Source organism: Pedobacter sp. G11, from assembly GCF_003860265.1.
Taxonomy (GTDB): Bacteria; Bacteroidota; Bacteroidia; order Sphingobacteriales; family Sphingobacteriaceae; genus Pedobacter; species Pedobacter agri.
On sequence record NZ_CP034190.1, the window covers coordinates 4,834,236 to 4,857,554 of the forward strand.

The 23,319-nt window shown below is 36.6% G+C and carries 18 protein-coding genes; 10 read left to right on the forward strand and 8 right to left on the reverse strand.

Annotated elements, in window-relative coordinates:
• Positions 1-13 precede the first annotated feature (13 nt).
• Complete coding sequence (locus EA772_RS20855) at positions 14-880, reverse strand: glycoside hydrolase family 25 protein (protein WP_124914791.1); 867 nt, start codon at positions 878-880, stop codon at positions 14-16.
• A gap of 88 nt (positions 881-968) precedes the next feature.
• Positions 969-1,616, reverse strand: coding sequence for a cupin domain-containing protein (locus EA772_RS20860; protein ID WP_124914792.1), 648 nt, complete (start codon positions 1,614-1,616; stop codon positions 969-971).
• A gap of 149 nt (positions 1,617-1,765) precedes the next feature.
• Between EA772_RS20860 and EA772_RS20865 the strand changes: the two genes are divergently transcribed.
• A complete protein-coding gene (locus EA772_RS20865) occupies positions 1,766-2,992 on the forward strand; it encodes an MFS transporter (RefSeq protein WP_124914793.1) in 1,227 nt (408 codons plus the stop codon).
• Positions 2,993-3,031: 39 nt separating this feature from the next.
• Here the strand turns inward: EA772_RS20865 and EA772_RS20870 are convergent, their stop codons facing one another.
• On the reverse strand, positions 3,032-4,012 hold the full coding sequence (locus EA772_RS20870; RefSeq protein ID WP_124914794.1) for a glycoside hydrolase family 43 protein: 981 nt from the start codon (positions 4,010-4,012) through the stop codon (positions 3,032-3,034).
• A 432-nt stretch (positions 4,013-4,444) separates the two neighbouring features.
• Entirely contained in the window at positions 4,445-5,815 is a 1,371-nt protein-coding gene (locus tag EA772_RS20875) for a dipeptidase (RefSeq protein ID WP_124914795.1), read from the reverse strand.
• A 257-nt stretch (positions 5,816-6,072) separates the two neighbouring features.
• On the opposite strand from EA772_RS20875, the gene EA772_RS20880 reads away from it, so the two are divergent.
• From EA772_RS20880 to EA772_RS20890, 3 genes are read left to right on the forward strand one after another with little or no spacing between them, the layout of a single operon-like run.
• Complete coding sequence (locus tag EA772_RS20880) at positions 6,073-7,047, forward strand: SGNH/GDSL hydrolase family protein (protein ID WP_124914796.1); 975 nt, start codon at positions 6,073-6,075, stop codon at positions 7,045-7,047.
• Positions 7,048-7,102: 55 nt separating this feature from the next.
• A complete protein-coding gene (locus EA772_RS20885; protein ID WP_124914797.1) occupies positions 7,103-7,654 on the forward strand; it encodes a PH domain-containing protein in 552 nt (183 codons plus the stop codon).
• On the forward strand, positions 7,641-9,146 hold the full coding sequence (locus EA772_RS20890) for a PH domain-containing protein (protein WP_124914798.1): 1,506 nt from the start codon (positions 7,641-7,643) through the stop codon (positions 9,144-9,146). Before EA772_RS20885 ends, EA772_RS20890 begins: the two co-directional genes overlap by 14 nt.
• 71 nt (positions 9,147-9,217) lie before the next feature.
• Here EA772_RS20890 and EA772_RS20895 read toward each other — a convergent pair whose 3' ends face one another.
• A complete protein-coding gene (locus EA772_RS20895; RefSeq protein WP_010599130.1) occupies positions 9,218-9,541 on the reverse strand; it encodes a DUF493 family protein in 324 nt (107 codons plus the stop codon).
• Positions 9,542-9,848: 307 nt separating this feature from the next.
• Between EA772_RS20895 and EA772_RS20900 the strand changes: the two genes are divergently transcribed.
• From EA772_RS20900 to EA772_RS20920, 5 genes are all read left to right on the forward strand, one after another.
• Positions 9,849-12,146 carry an ATP-dependent helicase gene (locus tag EA772_RS20900; RefSeq protein ID WP_124915109.1) on the forward strand — a complete coding sequence of 766 codons (2,298 nt, stop codon included), beginning with the start codon at positions 9,849-9,851 and terminating at the stop codon, positions 12,144-12,146.
• Positions 12,147-12,489: 343 nt separating this feature from the next.
• Positions 12,490-16,029 carry a chromosome segregation protein SMC gene (gene smc / locus EA772_RS20905; RefSeq protein ID WP_124914799.1) on the forward strand — a complete coding sequence of 1,180 codons (3,540 nt, stop codon included), beginning with the start codon at positions 12,490-12,492 and terminating at the stop codon, positions 16,027-16,029.
• A 321-nt stretch (positions 16,030-16,350) separates the two neighbouring features.
• The gene (locus EA772_RS20910; RefSeq protein WP_124914800.1) at positions 16,351-17,325 is read left to right on the forward strand and encodes a M28 family peptidase; all 975 of its coding nucleotides are present in this window, start codon (positions 16,351-16,353) and stop codon (positions 17,323-17,325) included.
• A gap of 177 nt (positions 17,326-17,502) precedes the next feature.
• Positions 17,503-17,874 carry a BlaI/MecI/CopY family transcriptional regulator gene (locus EA772_RS20915; protein WP_124914801.1) on the forward strand — a complete coding sequence of 124 codons (372 nt, stop codon included), beginning with the start codon at positions 17,503-17,505 and terminating at the stop codon, positions 17,872-17,874.
• Positions 17,871-19,445: a M56 family metallopeptidase gene (locus EA772_RS20920; RefSeq protein ID WP_124914802.1), complete on the forward strand. Its 1,575-nt coding sequence runs from the start codon at positions 17,871-17,873 to the stop codon at positions 19,443-19,445. The genes EA772_RS20915 and EA772_RS20920 overlap by 4 nt, the downstream gene beginning before the upstream one ends.
• A gap of 1 nt (position 19,446) precedes the next feature.
• Here the strand turns inward: EA772_RS20920 and rsmG are convergent, their stop codons facing one another.
• From rsmG to EA772_RS20935, 3 genes are all read right to left on the reverse strand, one after another.
• Positions 19,447-20,082: a 16S rRNA (guanine(527)-N(7))-methyltransferase RsmG gene (gene rsmG, locus EA772_RS20925; protein WP_124914803.1), complete on the reverse strand. Its 636-nt coding sequence runs from the start codon at positions 20,080-20,082 to the stop codon at positions 19,447-19,449.
• Between the two features lie 103 nt (positions 20,083-20,185).
• Positions 20,186-21,313, reverse strand: a complete 1,128-nt coding sequence (locus EA772_RS20930; RefSeq protein WP_246834008.1) for a glycosyltransferase — start codon at positions 21,311-21,313, stop codon at positions 20,186-20,188.
• Between the two features lie 79 nt (positions 21,314-21,392).
• Positions 21,393-22,076: a hypothetical protein gene (locus EA772_RS20935; RefSeq protein WP_124914804.1), complete on the reverse strand. Its 684-nt coding sequence runs from the start codon at positions 22,074-22,076 to the stop codon at positions 21,393-21,395.
• A 112-nt stretch (positions 22,077-22,188) separates the two neighbouring features.
• Here EA772_RS20935 and tgt point away from each other — a divergent pair, with 112 nt between their 5' ends.
• The gene (tgt, locus tag EA772_RS20940; RefSeq protein WP_010599138.1) at positions 22,189-23,319 is read left to right on the forward strand and encodes a tRNA guanosine(34) transglycosylase Tgt; all 1,131 of its coding nucleotides are present in this window, start codon (positions 22,189-22,191) and stop codon (positions 23,317-23,319) included.

Sequence of the window (23,319 nt, forward strand, 5' to 3'; positions counted from 1 at the left end):
GGGGGGTTGGGGGTTACTTAACCACCATTTCAGCCAGCGCTGTACTATCTCCGCTAAAGGCATTAAAATCAACCACATGGCCAATACCATTTATTTTAGCCTTATCAGAATGTTGCCAAAACTTCCACCGACTGTTATCTAATCGAAGCTTGGGCTGATAATAGTGCGCTACCCATAGCGGATATTCATCGAACTTTTCAATCAAATAATCTTCGTAAAACTTTAACCCAGTGTAAATAATCGGCCTGACTTTCGTTTTCATTTCCACATAGTTAAGAAAATCAGAAAGTTCTGCCCGCATTTTCAGTGGAGAAACGCCATCTAAAGTTTCAATATCCACAACCGGAGGCAAATCTCCTTTTTCAATTTTTACAACTTGTAGAAAAAATTTAGCCTGTGTTTTACCGTCACGCTTCGGGCGGAAAAAATGATACGCACCGCAAACAATGCCCGCTTTTGGCGCTTCCCTCCAGTTTCTTTGAAAATATGGGTCGACCAATAGAACACCTTCTGTGGCTTTTATAAAGGCAAAACTTACCTTCACTTCATCCTCTTCCATCGCCTTTACTTGTGCCCAATCAATCTTCCCCTGATAATAAGAAACATCTATCCCATGAATAGAATATTTTTTAGGTATTTTAATATCAAAACTTTTATAAGTTCTGTAACTCGGGTCCTCGCCTATATCGGTTATCCAACGCCAGGTTGAAACAAAGGCACTAACCACATATCCATAGTAAAAAGGAGATAATAATATCAAAAGCAAACCCGCTATAGCCACTTTCCACTGTGTTGGAAATGACTTGGATTTCTTTTTTCGATTGACGGGTTTTCGGTTTGAAGGTTTTCTTGTAGTGGTTATTCTTTTCTCTGGAGGCATATGGCTGCTGCAAAGTTGAGAAAAAATGCGATTAAATGAAAAAGTAGTAATCTAGTTTCCTCAATGTTTATTGAAGTTGAATTGAAAATTAACTCAGACCATATTTGTCTATCAGCGCCTGTTGTTTTTCAGGATAATAGGTTAAGCCAAATTTCCTGTCTAGTTCAGCCATGCGTTTAGCTATTATTGGATCTTCGAATGATAATTTATTTTGAATGACCTCCGGAATGATTTTGAAGTAAACTTCTTCGAGATAATCTTCAAAATTCTGATTAAAATACATATCAATAAGACGTAGATTTTCGCTTCCCGAGTTCCAGACCACATGAACAATGCCTCTTGGTCTTAAATGCCAACAATCTGCTTTAACTTCTACCACTTCATCGCCCATTAAGATAGATGCTGTTCCTTCCAAAACATACATTAGTTCATCAAGCTTATCGTGTTTGTGAGGACTTCCAGCAATTTTTTTTGGTGCTAAAACAGCTTCTACACAAGAGAATTGATTATTTGTTTGGGTACTCCTTATCAATGTTCTCATATTATTTCCCATCGGTCCCACTTCCAAAGGTTTTTGAGCAGGAATTAAAAATGGCAAAGGTGCCTTAGTTTCTTTAAGATTATCTTTTGCTATTTTTTCATCAGTACAAGAGTTTAAAGAAAGCATAAACATTCCTGCTGAAAGTAAACCTAATTGCTGGATGGCATCACGCCTGGACTTGGAGTTGTTTTTCATGAGGTTTCAATTTAGTTAGAATGAAATTAACTCATTAATTACATTACAGCAAATTTTGGCAAATAGGTAAAGAAATTTCCTGTAATATTCATTACTCTCTCATCATTTATCACAACCCATTTTATTACTTTTGCACACGAAAACGCACCATGTTCAAACTTATTTTAAATACATACAAATCATCCTTTAGTGGCCTAAGTAAAGAAACCTGGCTGCTAAGCATTGTGATGATGTTTAACAGATGCGGTAGTATGGCCGTTCCGTTTATGGGTTTGTATGTTACACAGAGTTTGCATCGTAGTGAAATTGACGCAGGCTTAATCATTACTTTGTTTGGCGTTGGCTCCATTTTGGGTTCAGCTACGGGAGGTAAACTAACCGATATTATTGGTTTCAGGCCCGTTCAAATACTTTCTTCAATTATTGGTGGTTTATTATTCATATTATTTTCTACCATAACGCATTTTTCTACACTGTGTGGTTTGGCAGTTGTGATCAGTTTTTTCTCCGAAGCATTTCGCCCGGCCAATTTTACCGCAGTGGCACATTATGCCAAGGAGGGTACAATAACGCGTTCATATTCGTTAAACAGACTTGCCGTAAATATTGGCTGGTCTGCCGGAATAAGCATGGCAGGAATAATTGCTTCGATAAATTACAAGCTATTGTTTATTGTAGAAGGTGGCGTAAGCATTTTAGTAGGCGTAGCCATTTTATTTTTATTACCTCAGGTTAAAGATTTTATAAAGAAAGCAAAAGAAAATCGCAGCAGCATGGTTATTTTGAAACCCTGGCAAGATGCTTTTTATGTTCGCTTTATATTGTTAACCACACTTTTTATTACTTGTGCATTCCTTATGTTTAGGGTGGTTCCGGTATTTTTTAAGGAGCAATGGCATATTAATGAGTTTGCCATTGGTATTATCATTGGCATAAATGGAGCTATAATTGCCCTGTTCGAAATGATTATGATTAATAAAATTGAAAAGAAAAGGTCGCCAATGTTCTTTATAATAATAGGTTCTGTTTTCTTTGCAGTTTCTTATTTATTGCTTAGTGCGCCAATTATTTTTCATGTATTTACAGCAATACTTACAATCATAACTTTTACAATTGGCGAAATGTTTGTGCTTCCGTTTATAAATACTGTAGTTATTAGTAGAAGTAACGAGCATAACAGAGGTTTATATGCTGCAGGATATACGCTAAGCTGGAGTTGCGCCCAGGTAGTTGGCCCAATGGCAGGTTTTTTTATTGCAAAGCACTTAGGTTATAACTGGCTTTGGTTCGGATTGGCCTGCATCCTTTTAATTTGTGCTTACGGGTTCAGCTTGTTAGATAAAAAACAGACACACAACATTGCTGAAAGCAATTAAAGTCAGTTTTTAAACAGGTTAAAAACTGACTTTAGAATATTATTTTACTTTTTGAGCTTTAACACCTTCGTTTGTAATTTTTACTGGAAGGATGTTTCCATCTGCGTCAAATTTCATTTCATCAATACAGGTAACGCGATGATTGCCATTGGTTTCTGTTAACGGACGGCGGTGATAAACGATGTGATAAGAATTCTTTTTCTCATTAATAATTACAGAGTGATGCCCTGCTCCTCTTGCAATCGCTGCATCTTGCTCTAAAATTTTACCAACTCTTTTAAAAGGGCCAAATGGCGAATCGCTAACTGCATAAGCTACACAGTAATCGGGTCCGGTCCATCCACCTTCGCTCCACATAAAATAGTATTTACCATTTCTGATGAACATATATGGCCCTTCAACATATTTATCTGGTGTTATTTCCTTAAAAATTGTTCCATCATCAAACGGCAAAAAACCCGTAAAATCGTTATTTAGCTTTGCAATGTTACAATGTTTCCATCCACCGTAAATTAAATAATACTGCCCATCTTTATCTTTAAATACGAACTGATCAATTGGCTGCGCTCCATTATGAAACTTATCTACAAGTGGTTTACCTAAATGGTCTTTATAAGGTCCTTCTGGTTTATTGGCTACCGCTACACCAATTCCACCTACTTCATTATCGCTTTGTATATCGTTTGCCCCAAAAAACAAATAATACTTTTTATCCTTCTCTACTATTGCAGGTGCCCACATCGCTTTGTTGGCCCATTTAACTGCAGCCGTATCTAAAACTTTTGGATGTTTTTTCCAGGTTACTAAATCTGTTGACGAGAAAGCATCTAGAAAAACCTGTTCTTTATATTTTGCAGAATAAGTTGGGTAAACCCAGTACTTATTGTTAAAAATAGCCGCTTCAGGATCTGCATACCAACCTTCAAAAATTGGGTTTCCGGATTGCTTAATCGATTTAGTACTTTGTGCAAAAGAAGTGCTTGCTACAAAAAGTAAAAGAGATGAGATTATGTATTTCATGTGCACAATTTAAAAAAAAATAGCCAAAAACGATTTTTCTTTTTATGAAAAGCAATTGCAGTGCTAATCGCTCAGTTCAGCCCCGCCCCCATTTCAAATCTTTCCCGATTGAAAAAATCGGTAAAGGATTTTCCATGCAGGTCGGGTTTAGGTGGCTTGCTCTGTTTTGCTATGAAAGTTTTGCTGTATATTATAAACCTGATAGGAATGGAAATACTTTTTGTTGCAGCAAAGTTAAATATAGTGTTATGCTGAGGCACGAAGCATCTGCAACCAATGAAACAGATGCTTCGTGCTTCTACAAACAGTGCCTAAAAAGATTGTAATGGATAGCAGGGCTGCAGCATCAATAAAATACTGAACGTTCATTTCCAAAAAAAATCCCTGTTTGGATGAACCTAACAGGGATTTTAATAAATAATTGAAGTTATTTTATTTGCTCAATTCGGCAAAATATTTGTGAAACAATGGCAAAGTTTCAATGCCTTTGTAATAATTGTAGATATCGTATTTTTCGTTTGGCGAGTGTAATGCATCGCTATCTAAACCAAAACCAAAAAGAACTGATTTAATACCTAAAACATCTTCAAACAAAGCAACAATTGGAATAGAGCCGCCACCGCGAGTTGGAATTGCAGTTTTACCAAAGCTATCTTCAATCGCTTTTTCTGCTGCACAGTAGGCTACACTATCTGTTGGTGTTACAACTGGTTCGCCACCATGATGAGGCGTAACTTTCACATTTACATTTTTAGGTGCAATACTTTCAAAATGTTTAGCAAAAATCTCTGAAATCTCTTCTGAACTTTGATTCGGGACTAAGCGCATCGAAATTTTTGCATTTGCTTTACTTGGCAATACCGTTTTGGCCCCTTCACCAATGTAACCGCTCCAAATTCCGTTTACTTCTAAAGTTGGACGAGTACCAGTACGCTCCAAAGTAGAGTAGCCTTTTTCGCCCCATACTTCTTCTATGTTAAGGTCTTTTTTATATTCCTCTTCATCATATGGAGCAGAATTTAAAGCCTTTTTCTCATCATCGGTTAATTCAATCACTTTATCATAGAAAGCTGGAATGGTAATGTGGTTATTTTCATCGTGCAAAGAAGCAATCATTTTACAAAGGATTGTTGCCGGATTTGCTACTGCTCCACCATAAACACCAGAGTGTAAATCGCGATTCGGGCCAACTACTTCAACCTCCATATAAGCTAAACCACGTAAACCGGTTTCTATAGATGGATGCTCCATGCTAATCATCGATGTATCTGAAATCAACACCACATCGGCTTTTAAACGCTCTGCATTTGCCTTAACAAAAATGCCAAGATTTGCAGAACCTACTTCCTCTTCACCTTCTATCATAAATTTAATGTTACAAGCCAAAGTATTGGTTTGCATCATTAATTCAAAAGCTTTAACATGCATGTAAAACTGCCCTTTATCATCGCAAGCACCACGGGCATAAATTTTACCATCACGAACGGTAGGCTCAAACGGCGGTGTATGCCATAATTCTAATGGGTCTGCAGGTTGAACATCATAATGGCCATAAACCAATACTGTTGGTAAAGATGAATCGATTATTTTTTCTCCGTAAACGATTGGATAACCGGCCGTTTCACAAATTTCTACATTATCTGCACCTGCATCTTTCAACTTTTGAGCTACATAATCGGCTGTTTTCAACACATCACCTTTGTATTTTGGGTCGGCACTAACTGATGGAAAACGTAGTAATTCAAACAATTCGTCTAGAAAACGCTGCTTGTTTGCCTCTACATAATTTTTTATTTCTTGCATAACAAATTGAATTTCGACAAATATAAGATTTATGCACAAAAGGCATGAGGGAATAAATCAATTGAAAATAATTTTCAGTTGTATATCTTATCATTTTATTATGATAAAAGCTTACGAATTTTACGCAAACCACATTTGTTAAATAATTGTTGTTTTTAAATAAAATTCAACTTAATGAAATATAATTTAAACCATTTTTTGTTAAATTGCACCATTCAAGAAATATCCTTAACTAACATCCGAATGAATCAATTGTAATGAAAATCAACACGCGACTTTATCTCCTTTTGGTGTTGCTTTTTTATGTTGGTATTTCTGCTTTTTCTCAAACCACTACTCCACCCAGAGTAAGTTGCCCGGAAGCTGCCCAATTTTACGCTAAAGACAGTATTAATATTGTCACCTTTGGTGCCAGTACTGTAGAGGGCGTAGGCGGTGTCGGTTTCCAAACCATGCTTAAAAATAATTTCTCAAATTGTTATGTAAATAAGGTTGTAGATATCACCAACCATGGAATTGGCGGGCAAACTACCTTTCAGGGTTTGCTTAGAATTGATAATGCCATTAAAGACAGAACTGGCTTTATTGTCATATCAATGGGGATTAATGACGCACTGGCAATTGCAAATAACCGGGGCAGCATTGCCGAAACGGAAGCCAATATGCGCTCACTGATTTCTACCAGCTTAAAGCAAAACCTGGTTCCGATTGTTTGTACGCTTCAAAATGTTGATGACCGCAATAATCCGCCATTAGTTGCGGTAAATAATGTGATCAGATCATTAAACGTCATCTACCGCAGGTTAGTAACAGAATATAAAATTTACCTCGCGGATGTTAACGCAGCCATGAGGAGGGATTTTAGTTTATACCAGGATGCATTTCACCCGAATGCCAGAGGATACCGATTGATTAGTTATGTAATCTTCGACTCCATTAACAAGGCTATTTTTGATAGATTCCTGATGTTTGTGGTGTCGCAAAATTACCCAAATCCTGCCGGAACCCAAACCTATTTGGATGTTGTATTACCACAAACCGATAAGCTAACCATACAGGTTTACGATATGATGGGAAGGCTGGTTAAAACGGTGCTCAATGAATACCTGAATGTTGGCAAACATACTTTAGAGATCAATACCTCAACCTTTGTTCCTGGAATATACTTTTTAAAACTAACGTCTGATTCAGGCCAATATAATGCAGCGAAAAAGTTTATTGTAGCGAGGTAACAAAAGGCATACCCATCCGTCTGAATAAGGATTTATTAGTTTTAATATTTAAGCCATGCTTACCGAAAACTTTACCAATGATGCAATTGACATTAATTCACTTCCGAAGTATCAGGAAATCGCTTTAAAAAAACCTCACGTCAGTTACTGGAAAGTCATTTGCATTAATCTGATCATTTGTTTTTTACTCCTCGGAATTATTGCTGCCTTTTTGTTAGTTTTTAATGATGAGATTAAGCCCTATCTTATCGCCGTTGTTTCGGCTTATATCATGCTGCTGATTTGTTTCTTCGTGATTTTTTGGGCGAGTTTCAGGAAACGTGGCTACGCAATCAGAACCCAGGATGTAATTTATAAAGATGGGATTATTGCCGAATCGACGACGATTGTACCGCTAAACAGGATTCAGCATATTGAGTTAAATGAAGGTATTTTATCCCGTATGTTTAAATTAGGCTCACTACAAATATTTACTGCAGGTGGAGTGAGCGGCCATTTGCGGATTGGTGGAATACCGATTGATGAGGCGAAAAGCATCAGAGACTTGATTCTTAATAAACTCGATTCAACTGAATCTGTGGAAACTGAAACAAATGCCAGTGAATAACGATTTTAGTAAACCACAGCGTCAATCTGCTACGGGCATTATCGTAATTGTGGCACATGGGTCATTCCGGGTAATCAAAGCACTTATCATCCCCATCATCATTGCTTTTTTCAGAACATCAGAAAACAAACACTACCTTTTTCTAGGTCTTTTAGCCCTGTTAATAATCGCTGTGATCATCTCCTACTTATGGTACCGTAATTTCACTTTTTTTCTTAACAAGCAAAATCAGGAGTTTGTGGTGAATAAAGGTATTCTAAACCGTGATCAGGTAATTATACATCTTGAGAAGATACAACAGGTTAACATCAACCAAAATGTTTTGCAAAAAATTTTCGGTGTTTATGGTTTAAAGATCGATACTGCTGGCGCCAGTGGAGAAGAAGTAGTTATTTATGCAATAGATGAAGCCTCAGCATATAATCTAAAAGAACATCTGTTAGATAGAAAAAAAAATGCGGTAAATGAAACATCTGAACCTGTTCATCAGCCTGAAACGGCAACACCTGTTTTAAAAATTAGTGCACTTACCCTGTTAAAAGTTGGCCTAACATCTAACTACGGACAAAGCTTAACATTGATGTTCCTGTTTTTCATATATCTTATTCAGGAGGCAAGTCATATTATGGATCTTTTAGAAGTTGACGATGGGTATGTAGAAAGTACTGTGATGGGCTTAGCTACGTTGTTTTCTGTGGCCATTATAGTTGTAGTGCTTCTGGTAGCCTTGCTGATTATCAACCTGGTGAGAACTTTTTATAAATATTTCGATCTTGAAATCGGGCGACAAAAACATTCTCTAATCCTGTCATCAGGTTTAATTGCAAAAAAGAATACGATGATCAGTCAGGATAAGGTACAGATTACCAAACACAGCCAGAATTATTTTCAAAAGAAATTGAATATGCTTAACATCAGTTTAAAGCAGGCTAATTTCGGGATGAGTAAAAACGGAAAGGAAATGCAAGGAAACACCCTTGAAATTGTTGGCTGCAATAAAATAGAGCGTGATGAATTGCTGCATATGATATTAGGCCAGGTTCCGGTTAAAGGCAAAACTTTTATCCCAGACTGGCGCTTCCTGAACCTGCCAATCTTTTTTAAACTGATCTTGCCCCTGGCAATATTTTTAGTGGTAGCATTTAATGTACCTGAAATAAAGCCTTTTATTGGTTTTGGATTCGCCTATCTTATTATAGGAGCATTCATGATTTACGTGAGTTACCGCAGGCATCGAATTGCTGTAAACCAGGAATTCATCATTAAAACAAGTGGCATTTGGGATATTTCAAATGAAATTATAATGCCTCATAAAATACAGGCCATTACGGCTTCGCAATATCCATGGCACAAGGGTGTAGATGTTGGCCATTTATGTTTGCACACTGCAGCAGGTAAAATTCGTTTTAAATATGGAAATTATAGCGAAATCAAATGTCTTGTAAATTATTGGCTTTACCAGGTAGAGAGTGGTAATGAAAATTGGATGTAGCCGACCTTTATGTTGTTTCCCGCAGACCTTGAAAAGGTTCTGTAACAATCTGCTAGATCTGCGGAAAAAACTTAGAGTGTCATAATGCCTTTGATATTTGCCGTTTGTTTGTAAATGGCAATTACCTCGTCAGCATTTTGCATTTGCTTTTTAACTGTAATAGAAACATACTTGCCGGTTTTAGAGGGCTGCTCTATAAATTCATCATCAGGCAAAACTTTGCGCAATTCTTCAATCTTATCTAATCCGCCTGTTATTATAAACTTGAAGTTGTAAATGCCAGGAAACTTTTCTACGCTTTCTAATTTCTCTTTCAGATTAGCATAAATATCAGTACTTGATCCTTCTGGGATATCAGTAAACTCTATATTATTGTTAATATTATTATCATCCATAGCAGCGGTATATCAAAATCCATTCCTAAAAAAGCAATATGTAATTTTGGCATAACGATAAGTTTTGTTCACCAAAAATGTTTAAATGGCCGTCACCCTAGATTTATTTCGGGTGTAATAGCATTATTGTTTTATATGAAAGTTGCGATCCTGAATTTCAGGCTAGCTTGACGACATTTATAGCAGACGATCAAGCACACTGAAATATTTCAAACAGGATCGCAATCCGTATTAAAGTAATTACTAACACTTTTCGCAAAAGACTTGAGAATTGTTATTTTTGAACCTCAAAAAAACAGGAACCGATTTGGATTATTTAGAAGGATTAAACCCACAACAGAGAGCAGCAGTAGAGAATACAAAAGGACCGGTAATGATTGTTGCGGGTGCTGGTTCGGGCAAAACACGTGTAATTACTTTTCGAGTAGCACATCTGATCCAAACCGGAACCGACCCTTTTAACATCCTGGTTTTAACCTTTACAAATAAGGCCAGTAAAGATATGCGGGAGCGTATTTCGAAGGTGGTTGGTGCTGAGGCTAAAAATATCTGGATGGGTACTTTCCACTCTGTTTTTGCGAAAATTTTGCGTGTTGAAGCTGAAAAAATTGGTTATCCGAACAACTTTACCATATACGATACCGATGATAGTAAAAGTGTAATTCGTGCTATTTTGAAAGAAATGCAGCTTGATGATAAATTATACGCACCAAATTTTGTTTACGGCCGTATTTCTTCTGCAAAAAATAACCTGATATCGTGGGGCGAATATCAAGCGAACGACCAGATACAGGCTGAAGATATTCAAAATAAACGTCCGTTAATGGGGCAAATATATGAGCAATATGCTAAACGCTGTTTTAGGGCTGGTGCCATGGATTTTGATGATTTACTTTTCAAAACCAACATTCTGCTTAAAGAACATCCGGATGTTTTAAATAAATACCAGCAAAAATTCAGGTATTTAATGGTGGATGAGTACCAGGATACCAACTTTTCGCAGTACACCATTGTGAAAAAACTAGCTGCAGCTTACCAAAATATTTGCGTAGTGGGTGATGATGCACAGAGTATTTATGCTTTCCGTGGTGCAAATATTCAAAACATCCTGAATTTTGAACGCGATTATCCAGATTTAAAAGTATATAAACTAGAGCAAAATTACCGTTCTACCCAAAATATTGTTGATGCCGCCAGCAGCATTATTGCCAATAATAAAAACCAATTGGAGAAAAATGTTTTTTCAGAAAATGTGGAAGGCGATCGGATTAAGGTTTCCCGGGCGTTTACGGATAACGAAGAAGGCAAATTAGTTGCCGAATCCATTATCCAGGAACGGGGTTTAAAGGGTTACCAATACCATGATTTCGCGATTTTATATCGTACCAATGCCCAAAGCAGGGCCATGGAGGAAGGTTTGCGCAAACTAAATGTTCCTTACAAAATTTATGGTGGCACCTCTTTTTATCAGCGTAAAGAGATTAAAGATTTAATTGCTTATTTCCGTTTGACTTTTAATCCGAAGGATGAAGAAGCCATTAAAAGGGTAATCAACTATCCAAAACGTGGAATTGGAGATACATCAATTGACAAAATTATTGTAGCCGCTGATCAGCATAACATCACCATGTGGGATGTGATTTCGAATGCACACCAATATGTAGATGGCCGTTTGGCCAACCAGCTCAACGATTTCTCAATGATGGTTCAGAGCTTTCAGGCGGAAGCAAAAAAGCTTGACGCCTACGACTCTGCCTTGTTTATTGCTCAGCATGCTGGTATTTTAAAAGAATTGTATACCGATGATAGCGTTGAAGGTCGAGCGAGATATGAAAATATACAGGAATTATTAAATGGTATTAAGGAGTTTGCCGAGCGTGAGGATATTGAAGAAAAAGGACTGGATATTTTTATGCAGGATGTGGCACTCTTAACCAATGATGATAAAGACGGCGATAAAAACAAGGATACCGTTTCTTTAATGACGATTCACTCCGCGAAGGGATTGGAGTTTAAGAACGTTTTTATTGTGGGCTTGGAAGAGAACCTTTTCCCCTCTCAAATGTCGGTTAATTCACGATCTGATTTAGAAGAGGAACGTCGTCTATTTTATGTTGCGATTACCCGGGCTGAAATAAAATTAACGATCACTTACGCTACTTCCCGCTATCGCTGGGGAACACTTACCAACTGCGAACCAAGCCGTTTCATTAATGAAATTAATCCAAGGTTTTTAGAGTTGGATGTTAAGCCCGCAAAAAGCAATGTTTTTGAAGGTAGTTTTGATGATGAACGTAAAACGTGGACTTCGCAGCCTCGTGATTTCTTTAGCAAACCAAAACCAGCAAGTACAACTTCTGCCCCACCACCTCGCCCGAAAACGACTTCGTTATTGGCAAAAGCCCATGTGCCAACGCCTGGTTTTGCGCCATCACAACCACACGAGTTTCAGGGCGGAATGGAAGTAGAGCATGAAAAATTCGGTTTCGGGAAGATTATTAGCCTCGAAGGTAATTTACCTGATGTTAAGGCAACCGTATTTTTTCAGGGCTTGGGCAACAAGCAATTGTTATTAAAGTTTGCTAAACTGATGATTGTAAAGTAAGCTCAATAGCAAATAAGTCATAATTTTCACCACAAAGAATTGAGCACAAAGAAATTTGTGCTTTTTTTATCTTTAAAGATTCCGAAAATAAATTCAGGTGATCACCACCTCAATCAATTTTTAAAATTTACACCTAATCTGGTAAGTTCTCCTTATTTAAAAGAGTTTCCGTGTATTTCGTGCTTCCCTGGCAATTCTTATTAAATTTACCAGGGCACTCCATCCCAAATCCCTTTTAAAGCCGTGTTAAATTAAGTCCCCATAACGGTTAAATTCGGTATATCGCCTTGAAAAAAAGCAAATTTATACCTATTATTGAACTCGGTTCGCCCTATCACAAACCATGCAACTCACTAAGTTAGAAATTAAAGGATTTAAAAGCTTTGGCGACAAAGTGACCATCAATTTTAATGAAGGAGTTACGGCTATTGTGGGGCCTAACGGTTGCGGTAAATCGAATGTTATTGATGCGATGCGCTGGGTTTTAGGTGAGCAAAGCACCAAAGCACTACGTTCTGAAAAGATGGAAAACATCATTTTCAATGGCACAAAAAACCGCAAACAGGCTCAACTTGCCGAGGTTTCCTTAAGTTTTGATAACACGAAGAATATTCTTCCAACGGCCTATTCTCAGGTTACAGTAACCCGAAAGTTGTACCGGAATGGTGATAGCGAATACCGTTTGAATGATGTGCAGTGCCGCTTAAAGGATATAACAGATCTATTTCTCGATACGGGAATTGGCTCTGATAGTTATTCTATCATTGAGCTGAAAATGGTTGATGAAATTATAACCAACAAGGAACACAGCCGTCGTTCGTTGTTTGAAGAAGCCTCCGGAATTTCGAAATATAAGTTGCGTAAAAAGCAAACGTTCAACAAATTAAAAGATACAGAAACCGATTTAGAACGTGTAGAAGACTTACTATTCGAGATTGAAAAAAACTTAAAAACACTCGAAAACCAAGCCCGAAAAGCAGAGCGATACTACAAACTGAAAGAGCAATACCGCGAACTGAGTGTTCAATTGGCCACGCATCGTATTGCCTTTTTTCGCACCGATTTAAATGCACTTGAATTTCAAGAGCAAAATCAGCAGGTTTTGAGAACTGAATTAAGCACTCAAATTGATAGCCAGGAGGCAGAATTACAAAAGTTTAAACTGGAAAGCATAAATCAGGAAAAAAACCTTTCTGTTCAGCAAAAGGCCACGAATGAGTTAGTCTCAAAAATTCGTGCTTATGAGAGTGAGAAAAAGGTAAAGAATGAGCAGATGCGTTTTTTACAAGAAAAGGAAACCCGTTTATCGGGCGAATTGGAAAAGGATAAAAACCAGCTTAATCATATCAAGTACAACATTAAGCGTTTAAATGAAGAGATTTTAACTGAAACAGAAGTTTTTAATAAAGTAGAATCCGATTTAAAACTGTTAAAGTCTTCGCTTGATACGCTTCGGGAGCAACAGCAGACGGAGAAAAATCGAATTGATAACCTCGTAAAGTCAGTTAACGAATTGCAAAATCAGGTTTATCAATCACAAAAGGAAATTGATATTTTAAACATTCAAAAAGATGCATTGGTGCAGGAAACCAGCAGAAATGTTGGTGATACGGAAACCAAAACATCAGAATTGAAGGCTTTTGATCATGCCTTGGCAGAACTTGATATCCAGGTTTCGGAAAAGCAAACGAACATTAAACAACTTAAGGAAGCCGAAGAATCTTTAATAGAAAACCTCGCTAAATCGGAAACTAACCTCGCTGCAAATAAGGAAAAGCTTACGTCGGAGAACCGTAAAAAGGATGCTAAACAAAACGAATACAACCTTACAAAATCACTTGTAGATAGCTTGGAAGGCTTTCCTGAATCTATACGTTTCCTTAAAAAGAATAATGCATTCTCAAAAAGCGCCTTACTCCTATCGGATATATTGTTTTGTGATGAGGATTACCGAATCGCCATCGAAAATTATCTCGAACCGGTAATGAATCACTACGTGGTGGATCATTATGCTGATGCCGTTCAGGCGATTAACCTGCTAACGGATTCCAGTCGCGGGCGGGCGAACTTCTTCATTTTGGAGAACATCCCTGAGAAAAATACAACTCTGGCAACTTACGAAGGCCTAATTTCTGCATTATCGGTTATTGAAGTAGATAAAAAGTATCAGCAACTTTGTAACCTGTTATTGCAAAATGTTTATATCGCCGTTGCTGAGCAGGAAAATATCTTCAAAGAAACGCCCACAGAAAGCATAACTATTTTGGCAAAAAACGGAAAATATGCACAGACAAAATTTACGCTGGCGGGCGGTTCTGTTGGATTATTCGAAGGAAAAAGAATTGGTCGGGCTAAAAATTTAGAAAATTTAGCTAAAGAAATCAAAATGTCCGAATCATTGATTAATCAATATAATCAGGCGATTACAACTGAAACGGATCAAATTTTTAATTTAAAAGAAGCGTCAAAAGTAAGCCAGATCAATACGCTACAACAGGAGCTGAACCGTCTGATCAATGAACAAATTTCAGTTCAAACACGTCGTGATCAATACCAGGAATTCATTACAACGAGCGAAAATCGTAAAACGGATATTGCACAGAAAATTGTTTCGATAGAACAATCTTTGGCAGAAAAATTACCGGCTTTAGTTGAATTGCAGAGAAAGCAACAGCAGGAACATGTTGACTTGCAGGAACAGCAATTGCTTTATCAGGATCTTGCTGATCAGGTAAACGAATCTGCAGGGAAATATAATCAGGATAATATTCGCTTTCATCAGCAGCAAAACAAATTATCTGGTTTGGAAAAGGACCTTGATTATCGGTTTGTACAAGAGGAAGCGCTGACTAAGCGGGTTGCCCAGAATGATAAGGAACTGCAGGAAACACTAACGCAAATTACGGCTACCTTGCAACATACCGATTTGAGTGATGATACGCTTTTGGAAATGTACCAGCAACGTGAAGATATGGAAAAAGGCCTTGCTGAAGTAGAAAAAGAGTACTTTGAGCAAAAGGGAACTATCAATGAGCTGGAAAATAGTCTCACAAATATCCGCAAAAACCGGGAGGAAACAGATTTCCTTCTGACCGAAATCAAGGATAAAAAGAATACGCTGAAAATAGATTTGAACTCATTGAAAGAGCGGCTGGCTGTTGAATTCAATATTGACATTAACGATCTTCTGGAAACAGAAACGGAAGTTGAAGCACTGGAAAGCGAGTTTGAAATCCGGCAGAAGGTTGAAAAAATGAAACGCCAACTTGATGAATTTGGAGCGATCAATTCTATGGCGATGGAAGCTTTTAAAGAAATGGAGGAGCGTTACATATTCATCCAAAACCAGAAAAAAGACCTGAATGCCGCCAAAACCGATCTTTTACAAACCATAAAAGAGATTGATGATACTGCAAAAGATAAATTTATGCAAGCCTTCACACAGGCACGTGAACATTTTATAATTGTTTTCCGTTCGCTTTTCAACGAAGAAGATAGCTGCGATTTAATTCTTTCTGATGTTAATAATCCTTTAGAAGCTGATATCGATATTATTGCCCGTCCGAAAGGCAAAAGGCCATTATCTATCAATCAGTTATCCGGAGGTGAAAAAACTTTAACCGCCACCGCACTCCTATTTTCGCTTTATTTACTAAAACCTGCGCCATTCTGTATTTTTGATGAGGTTGATGCTCCGTTAGATGATACTAACATCGATAAATTCAATAACATCATCCGGAAATTCTCCGATCAATCTCAATTTATCATCGTTTCTCACAACAAACGCACCATCGCCAGTACTGATATCATCTATGGTGTGACTATGGTAGAACAAGGCGTTTCAAGAGTTGTGGCCGTAGATTTAAGGGAAGTGGCGGCTTAGGTAGAGAAGCGAAAGGACAAAACTCAATGATTAAGCTAAAAGCGATAGTACTCTATTCTCGTCTTTGCGAGGAGGCTCTTTCAGTCGGCGAAGTAATCTCATTTGAAATATTATTTTGGCAAAAGAGATTGCGTACCTCGCAATGACTTAGCCTACCGATGCTTCAGCTACGCAATATCGCAAAACAAGCAACGTTCTCCTTTCAATATCCCAATATTTAATATCTTTAAACAAATTTAAATATATCTTCAATGTGAGGCACGAATCTTATTCAAGCTAACCTTAAGATTGCTTCGTGCCTCGCAATGACGAAAAGAAAACATGAAAATCCTATATATTATCCCCTTAGCCATGATGCTAAGCTGCTGTTCTTCAGTTAAAAACCAATCTCCAACCGGATCTGGTAAACTAGATAATCAACTTTTGAAAGATGTTGAAGTCTTATCGTCTGATGCCTATGAAGGCAGAAAAACCGGAACAAAAGGTGCTGAAATGGCGAGAGCCTATATTATTAATCGTTTCCAGAAACTTGGTTTAAAATCTTACCCACAATACGTAAATTACGCACAGGAGTTTACTTTTAATTCAAGAGGCGGAGCAAAAGTTAACGGAACAAATGTAATTGGATATATTCCTGGCAAAAGCACAAACGTTATCGTGGTTTCAGCGCACTACGACCATTTGGGCGTGGTAAAAGAACAGGTGTTTAATGGTGCTGATGATAATGCATCGGGCACAGCAGGATTGCTGCAAATCGCGGCTTACTTTGCAAAAAACAAACCTAATAACACCATCATTTTTGCTTCCTTTGATGCTGAAGAAATGGGTTTACAAGGTGCAAAAGCTTTTGTGGCCAATCCGCCAGTTAACATCAACACCATTGCTGTTAACCTGAACATGGATATGATTAGCCACAGTGATAAAGGAGAGCTTTATGTGGCTGGTACTTTTAAATATCCAGAGTTAAAAAAATATGTTGATACCAACCGGAAAGACATCAAAGTAATTTTAGGTCATGATGATCCTAAATTGGGCCACGATGACTGGACTAATCAAAGTGATCAGGGTGCATTCAATGCCAAAAATATTCCTTTTTTATATTTTGGCGTGGAAGATCATAAAGATTACCACAAGGCAACAGATGAATATTCTACCATTACCAAGCAATTTTTCAGCGATGCCGCAAAAACCGTTTTGGATGTGGTGATCAGCATTGATAAACAGACAGGTTTACAGCAAACATTAAAAGATAAAATGCTGATGCGGGATAATCCTCAGAAAATGAATAAATTTTAAACACATGATAAAGAATTTTACTAAACCTGCCCAATCGGCAGGTTTTTTTTATGCTCTTTTATTCAAATAGAAATTATAGCGCTGAAAATCAAATAAATAAAAATAAACTATAAAAATAGTTTGCAAACTATAAATATAGTAGTAACTTCATATAACCAAACTATAAAAATAGTTACCATGATAAAAGAGCTCACGAAAGCAGAAGAACAAATTATGCTCATCCTTTGGGAAATGGGAGAAGCATTGGTAAAAGATGTAATTGAAAAGATGAATGAACCTAAACCTGCTTATAATACAGTATCGACAGTTATAAGGGTTTTAGAGGGAAAAGGTTTTTTAAACCATAAAGCTATTGGAAATACTCATATCTACTTCCCTATCATAAAAGAGGCTGATTATAAACACTTTGCCTTGGATAAAGTTATGAATAATTACTTCGGAAATTCTTATGAGAGTTTGGTTTCTTTTTTAGTAAAAGAAAAAAGTATGAGTAACAAAGAACTAAACGAGTTTATTCAATTGGCTGAAAAACTTAAAAAAGACAAATGATGAATTGGTTGTATTATTTACTCGAAGCAAACTTATACCTGATTTTATTTTATGGGTTTTATAGGCTGTTTTTGCAAAAAGAAACTTTTTATGCTTTGAACAGATATTTTTTGATCACAACTTCTGTCAGTGCCTTCATATTACCACTTTTTCAACTAGGTTTTTTAAAGCCTTCAGAAAATTTGGTGGCTGATTATATTCTCAATGATGAAATTCAACAAATTTATACTCCAGCTGAATCCTTCCGAACACCAATTAAAGCGTCTATTTTTAATTTTGAAAATATTTTGATTGCTATATATTTAATTGTATCAATATTACTTCTGGCAAAATTTTTATATAGTTTGGGCAAAATAATGAAGATGAAAAAATCTTCTTTTAAAACCCTAGAAAATGGCGTAAGACTATTTGAATTGAATGATTCCAAAGTAGCATTTTCCTTTTTCAATCTCCTCTTTCTAGATCCTCTGCTTTCTGAAAAAAGCACAATACTAAAACATGAGCTCGTGCACATCAGGCAAAAGCATAGCATTGATGTAATGTTTTACGAAATTCTTCACATTATAAACTGGTTCAATCCCTTCTCTTATCTAATTAAAAGAGAAATAAAAGTAATACATGAATATTTAGCAGATGAGGAAACCACTAGTTACGAAGTTGAAAAATACGCTTATGCGCTATTTCTAATTAAAAACTCTTCAGATGCTCAAAATTTAACATTCACCAATCAAATATTTAGTTCATCCATTTTAAAAAGAAGAATTAGCATGTTAAATCAAAAAAAATCAGGAAGTTGGGCAAGGCTCAAACTGCTATTAGTAATTCCAATCATAGGCGGAGCAATTTCTGTTTCAACTATGGCTTTTAGTAAAGATTACGCAATTGTTGTGTTCTCGTCAACCGAGAAAGTGCGATCTAGAAACATACTTCAAGAAACGCCACCATTTAAAGAAAAACCCAAATTACTTATAGCTGATACAAAGAAAAATAGCACTTCATTAAAGGCAAAAAAACTGTCTGCCATTAAAAAAAATGAACAAACGGAGAAACTTCCTCAAACATACTTTTACGTAAGAAACACCTATTACGAAGGGAAAGCCATCAAAACGGACCCACGTTTCATTGTTGTAAATGGAAAAGGAATTGAAGATAATAAACTGTTTGTAGGTGTGCAAAACACTGAATCTGTAAAAATAATAAATCAATCTGTTGCTATCAAAAAATATGGTAATAAAGGCAAAAACGGTGCTGTAGAAATTACAGGCGATAATATTAAAACGATTGATAAGTTTCCAACCCCGCCACCTTTTCCAAAACTTAGCTTAGATAGATCCAAAAATGAACTACTAGTTATTCCCGATTCGGATTATGAAACCAAAACTTTAACAATTTATAATAACCATGGTGAAGTAGTTTACAACACAATGGATTATAAAAATGACTGGAATGGAAAACAAGGCAATTATGGTAATTTCGCTTCTCCTTTATCAAAAGGATCTTATCAATATTTCATGAAAATTGCCGGAGAACCACTAAAAAATAAAAGAGGTGCTATTGAAATGAAAGATTAAGCTATTGTGGCACATAGACCACATATTTCGTATCAAAAAACTCTTCCTCAAAAAATTCTGAAAGCGGATATAATTCTGCTTTCAGTTTTGATTCCTTAATCTCCTCAGCTAAATCGCCACCTTTTAAGTATAGAATTCCATTCGGAATGGCATTTATTGATTCTTTTTTGAACTTGCCTTGTATCCAGGGATAAAATTCCCCAAGACGGGTTACTGCCCTAGAAACTACAAAATTGAATTTTTCTTTGATTTGTTCGGCTCTTAAATGGTCAGCTTTTAAGTTTTCAAGTCCGAGCGCAGAAGCCACCTCTTTAACCACTTTGATTTTTTTGCCAATGGAATCAACTAAATAAAATTGTGTTTCAGGAAATAAAATGGCCAACGGAATGCCCGGAAAGCCACCACCAGTTCCTACATCTAAAACGGATTCTCCTGCTTTAAAGGTGCAAATTTTGGCTATACCTAATGAGTGTAAAACATGACGTTCATATAATTCTTCAATATCTTTTCTAGAAATTACATTGATTTGCGCATTCCAAAAAACGTATAAATCAAATAGTTGCGAAAACTGATCGATTTGTTTTTCAGTTAAATCAGGAAAATATTTTAAAATGATATCTGGTTTTATGTCTGCCATATTTGTAAATTAAAAGTAGAAAGTTTAAAGTGCAATCATTCAAATTGCATGATGTTACTATGAATCTAATTCTAGGTGGTCGTCAGTTGAAAATCTTAATTCCTTATTTCCAGCTCACTTTTTTCTTGCCAAACATGGCCAGGAATCCGTTCAGGCTTAGAAATAAAAACAAAAGTATATCTAATATCGGGAACCACCAACGCAAATCGCTATAGTTTAACCGTTTCAGTAATTTCGGATATACAAAACACCTGATCATGATGCTAAGCAAAAGGATTCCCCCTGCAGCATATTGCGCTTCTCTACTCAGAAACATGCATCCTACAAAAAATCCGTAAAATAAAAACTGAAATATGATTTGAAGGCTTAAAATAAATTTATGTTTTGATTTATACAATTTTCCAGCTCCGAAATGACGCTTTTTCTGTTTTAAGTAACCACCCCAGGTACGATTGGGTTCGCTCCATACATGGCTATCTTGGTTTAACCTGATTTCGGTATTGTATTTATTCGCATGTGCATTGACGAATAAATCATCATCACCTGATGGAATATGCATGTGCGCAGCAAAGCCTTTACTTTTAAAAAAAAGCGATTTTTTATAAGCCATGTTTCTACCCACACCCATATATGGCATGCCTTTCAGTGCAAAACCGAGATAGTTTACCGCCGTGAAAAAGGTTTCAAAACGGATCAAAGCATTCAATAAACCTCTACGCTTCAAATATGGAGAGTAGCCCAATACAATATCGGTATTTTCATCTTCTGGTTGCTGCATATCCATTAACCAGTTTGCTGAAGCAGGCATACAATCAGCATCTGTAAAAACTAACCAATCATGTTTAGCAGCTTTAATTCCCATGGTAACTGCAAATTTTTTGCCTGCGATAAACTTCTCATTGTCTAAAATTTTAACAACTTTAAGGTTACTATGTTCTTTCTCCCAGGCTTCCAAAAACTCTTCCGTCCCATCCCAGGAACGATCGTTTACTACCACAACTTCAAATTCAGGATATTGCTGATCCAATACCAAAGGTAAATATTGCTGTAAGTTTTTAATTTCGTTTCTGGCACAGATAATTATACTAATAGGCTTTCTGGCAGATAAGGGAACTTCTTCGATTGTAGCATTTGCTAATTTCAGGTGAACGAAAAGAACGAAGTATAACTGAATGATTAAGCAAAAAGCTAAAGCAGAAAGCAATATAATTTCAAGTAGGGTTAATATCACGATGGTAAAATAAATAGGCGCAAATTTCTCATTTTAAATCTGCATTACACCCTATGTTGAAAAAAACATCCTAATATTACTATAAAGAAACAGTCGCAATATCTGGCACACCAGCATTTTTCGCCATTTCTGCCAATTGCCGTTTTTGCGTAGCAGAAAGTTTGCCCGATTGTTTTATGGTTTGAGCCAACATGCTATGATTATACATAAAACCTAGTATCCACTCACGTCGCTGATCTTCCGATAATTTAGCAATCTGACTTTTTACAATACTTTTTGCCATGTTACTTTTTATGGTGTTACGAAGATTGACTACCTTTTTATTGTCAGCCTTAGTTTGATGATACATTTCCCAGTTCCATGCAATACCCGTAGCCAGCAGATCAGACAGGTAAGTGTCTTTTAATCCATAGGCTCTACTTTTCGTATTGAAATGAAACATTGTTCTGGTGCTGGAAAGAAAACTTCTTATTTTATTTTTATCGTTTTTTGGATTATTTTCCATTAAACTTTTCGTAATTTTCTCTTCAAACCTACTGTAGTTACTCGCACCTAAATAAATATAATCTGCATTATTTGATTTGCTAACCGAGTTATTACCGTTATTTTTGAAAGCATTGCTCATTACACTCTGACTTAAAGCATTATAGCCATGCCCCATTCCTAAGCTTAAAGTTGCTCCGGCATCATATTGTGCAATCGCCGGTAAACCAATTATAACTCCAGAAAATAAAAGCAACAAATGATGAAAAAATGATCTCATAATAAAGGGGTTTGCTAAATAAACGCCGGGTTTATTTTATTGTTTGCTTTGCGCCATTAAACGAGTGAACAGTATATATAGGTGTTTTAAATTTGTTACTTTTGCATCCTATATGAAATTTACTTTACAGGCTAACGATCCTTTATCAAAAGCCAGGGCTGGAACAGTAACTACCGCTCACGGCGAAATACAAACACCTATTTTTATGCCTGTTGGCACCGCCGGAACGGTGAAAGCTGTTCATCAACGGGAGTTAAAAGAAGACATCGAAGCACAAATTATTCTTGGAAATACCTATCATCTTTATTTAAGACCAGGTTTAGATATACTGGAATCAGCAGGTGGCTTACATAAATTTATTGGTTGGGATCGCCCGATTTTAACAGATAGCGGAGGTTACCAGGTTTATTCATTGAGTAAAGTTCGAAAAATTAAAGAAGAAGGCGTTACTTTTCATTCTCATATCGATGGCTCCAAACACCTGTTTACGCCAGAATATGCCATGGATATTCAGCGAACAATTGGAGCGGATATCATCATGGCTTTTGATGAATGTACGCCTTACCCATGTGATTATACCTATGCGGCGGAATCGATCAAAATGACGCATCGCTGGTTAAAACGTTGCTGCACTCATTTTGATAATACGGAACCAAAATATGGTTTTGATCAAACACTTTTCCCTATTGTTCAAGGCTCTGTATATAAAGATTTAAGGGTAAAATCTGCAGAATTTATTGCCAGTATGAATCGTGAGGGCAATGCCATTGGGGGTTTATCGGTTGGTGAACCTGCCGAAGAAATGTACGCCATGACTGAAATTGTTTGCGACATATTACCTTACGAAAAACCGCGTTATTTAATGGGTGTTGGAACACCAATTAATATATTAGAAAATATTGCATTAGGCGTTGATATGTTTGACTGCGTAATGCCAACACGGAATGCCCGTAATGGAATGTTATTCACCCGAAACGGCATTATTAACATTAGAAATAAAAAATGGGAAAATGATTTCTCTCCATTAGATGCTGAAAGTGATTTACATGCAGATCAAGTGACTAGTAAAGCTTATTTAAGGCATCTGGTTCACAGTAAAGAAATGCTTGGCGCACAGATTGCTACATTACATAACCTGCACTTTTATTTGTGGCTGGTAAAACAAGCTCGTGAGAAAATCATCTCCGGAGAATTCTATGAATGGAAGAATAAAATGGTAAAAGTTTTAGGTCAAAAACTGTAA

What these genes read in the sequence shown, in the direction of transcription:
- rsmG (WP_124914803.1), bottom strand. Translation starts at nt 20,082, where the DNA reads ATGGCAGACATAAAACCAGATATCATTTTAAAATATTTTCCTGATTTA.
- EA772_RS20875 (WP_124914795.1), bottom strand. Translation starts at nt 5,815, where the DNA reads ATGCAAGAAATAAAAAATTATGTAGAGGCAAACAAGCAGCGTTTTCTA.
- EA772_RS20855 (WP_124914791.1), bottom strand. Translation starts at nt 880, where the DNA reads ATGCCTCCAGAGAAAAGAATAACCACTACAAGAAAACCTTCAAACCGA.
- EA772_RS20890 (WP_124914798.1), top strand. Translation starts at nt 7,641, where the DNA reads ATGCCAGTGAATAACGATTTTAGTAAACCACAGCGTCAATCTGCTACG.
- EA772_RS20865 (WP_124914793.1), top strand. Translation starts at nt 1,766, where the DNA reads ATGTTCAAACTTATTTTAAATACATACAAATCATCCTTTAGTGGCCTA.
- EA772_RS20935 (WP_124914804.1), bottom strand. Translation starts at nt 22,076, where the DNA reads ATGAGATCATTTTTTCATCATTTGTTGCTTTTATTTTCTGGAGTTATA.
- EA772_RS20910 (WP_124914800.1), top strand. Translation starts at nt 16,351, where the DNA reads ATGAAAATCCTATATATTATCCCCTTAGCCATGATGCTAAGCTGCTGT.
- EA772_RS20885 (WP_124914797.1), top strand. Translation starts at nt 7,103, where the DNA reads ATGCTTACCGAAAACTTTACCAATGATGCAATTGACATTAATTCACTT.
- EA772_RS20920 (WP_124914802.1), top strand. Translation starts at nt 17,871, where the DNA reads ATGATGAATTGGTTGTATTATTTACTCGAAGCAAACTTATACCTGATT.
- tgt (WP_010599138.1), top strand. Translation starts at nt 22,189, where the DNA reads ATGAAATTTACTTTACAGGCTAACGATCCTTTATCAAAAGCCAGGGCT.
- EA772_RS20870 (WP_124914794.1), bottom strand. Translation starts at nt 4,012, where the DNA reads ATGAAATACATAATCTCATCTCTTTTACTTTTTGTAGCAAGCACTTCT.
- EA772_RS20860 (WP_124914792.1), bottom strand. Translation starts at nt 1,616, where the DNA reads ATGAAAAACAACTCCAAGTCCAGGCGTGATGCCATCCAGCAATTAGGT.
- EA772_RS20895 (WP_010599130.1), bottom strand. Translation starts at nt 9,541, where the DNA reads ATGGATGATAATAATATTAACAATAATATAGAGTTTACTGATATCCCA.
- smc (WP_124914799.1), top strand. Translation starts at nt 12,490, where the DNA reads ATGCAACTCACTAAGTTAGAAATTAAAGGATTTAAAAGCTTTGGCGAC.
- EA772_RS20915 (WP_124914801.1), top strand. Translation starts at nt 17,503, where the DNA reads ATGATAAAAGAGCTCACGAAAGCAGAAGAACAAATTATGCTCATCCTT.
- EA772_RS20880 (WP_124914796.1), top strand. Translation starts at nt 6,073, where the DNA reads ATGAAAATCAACACGCGACTTTATCTCCTTTTGGTGTTGCTTTTTTAT.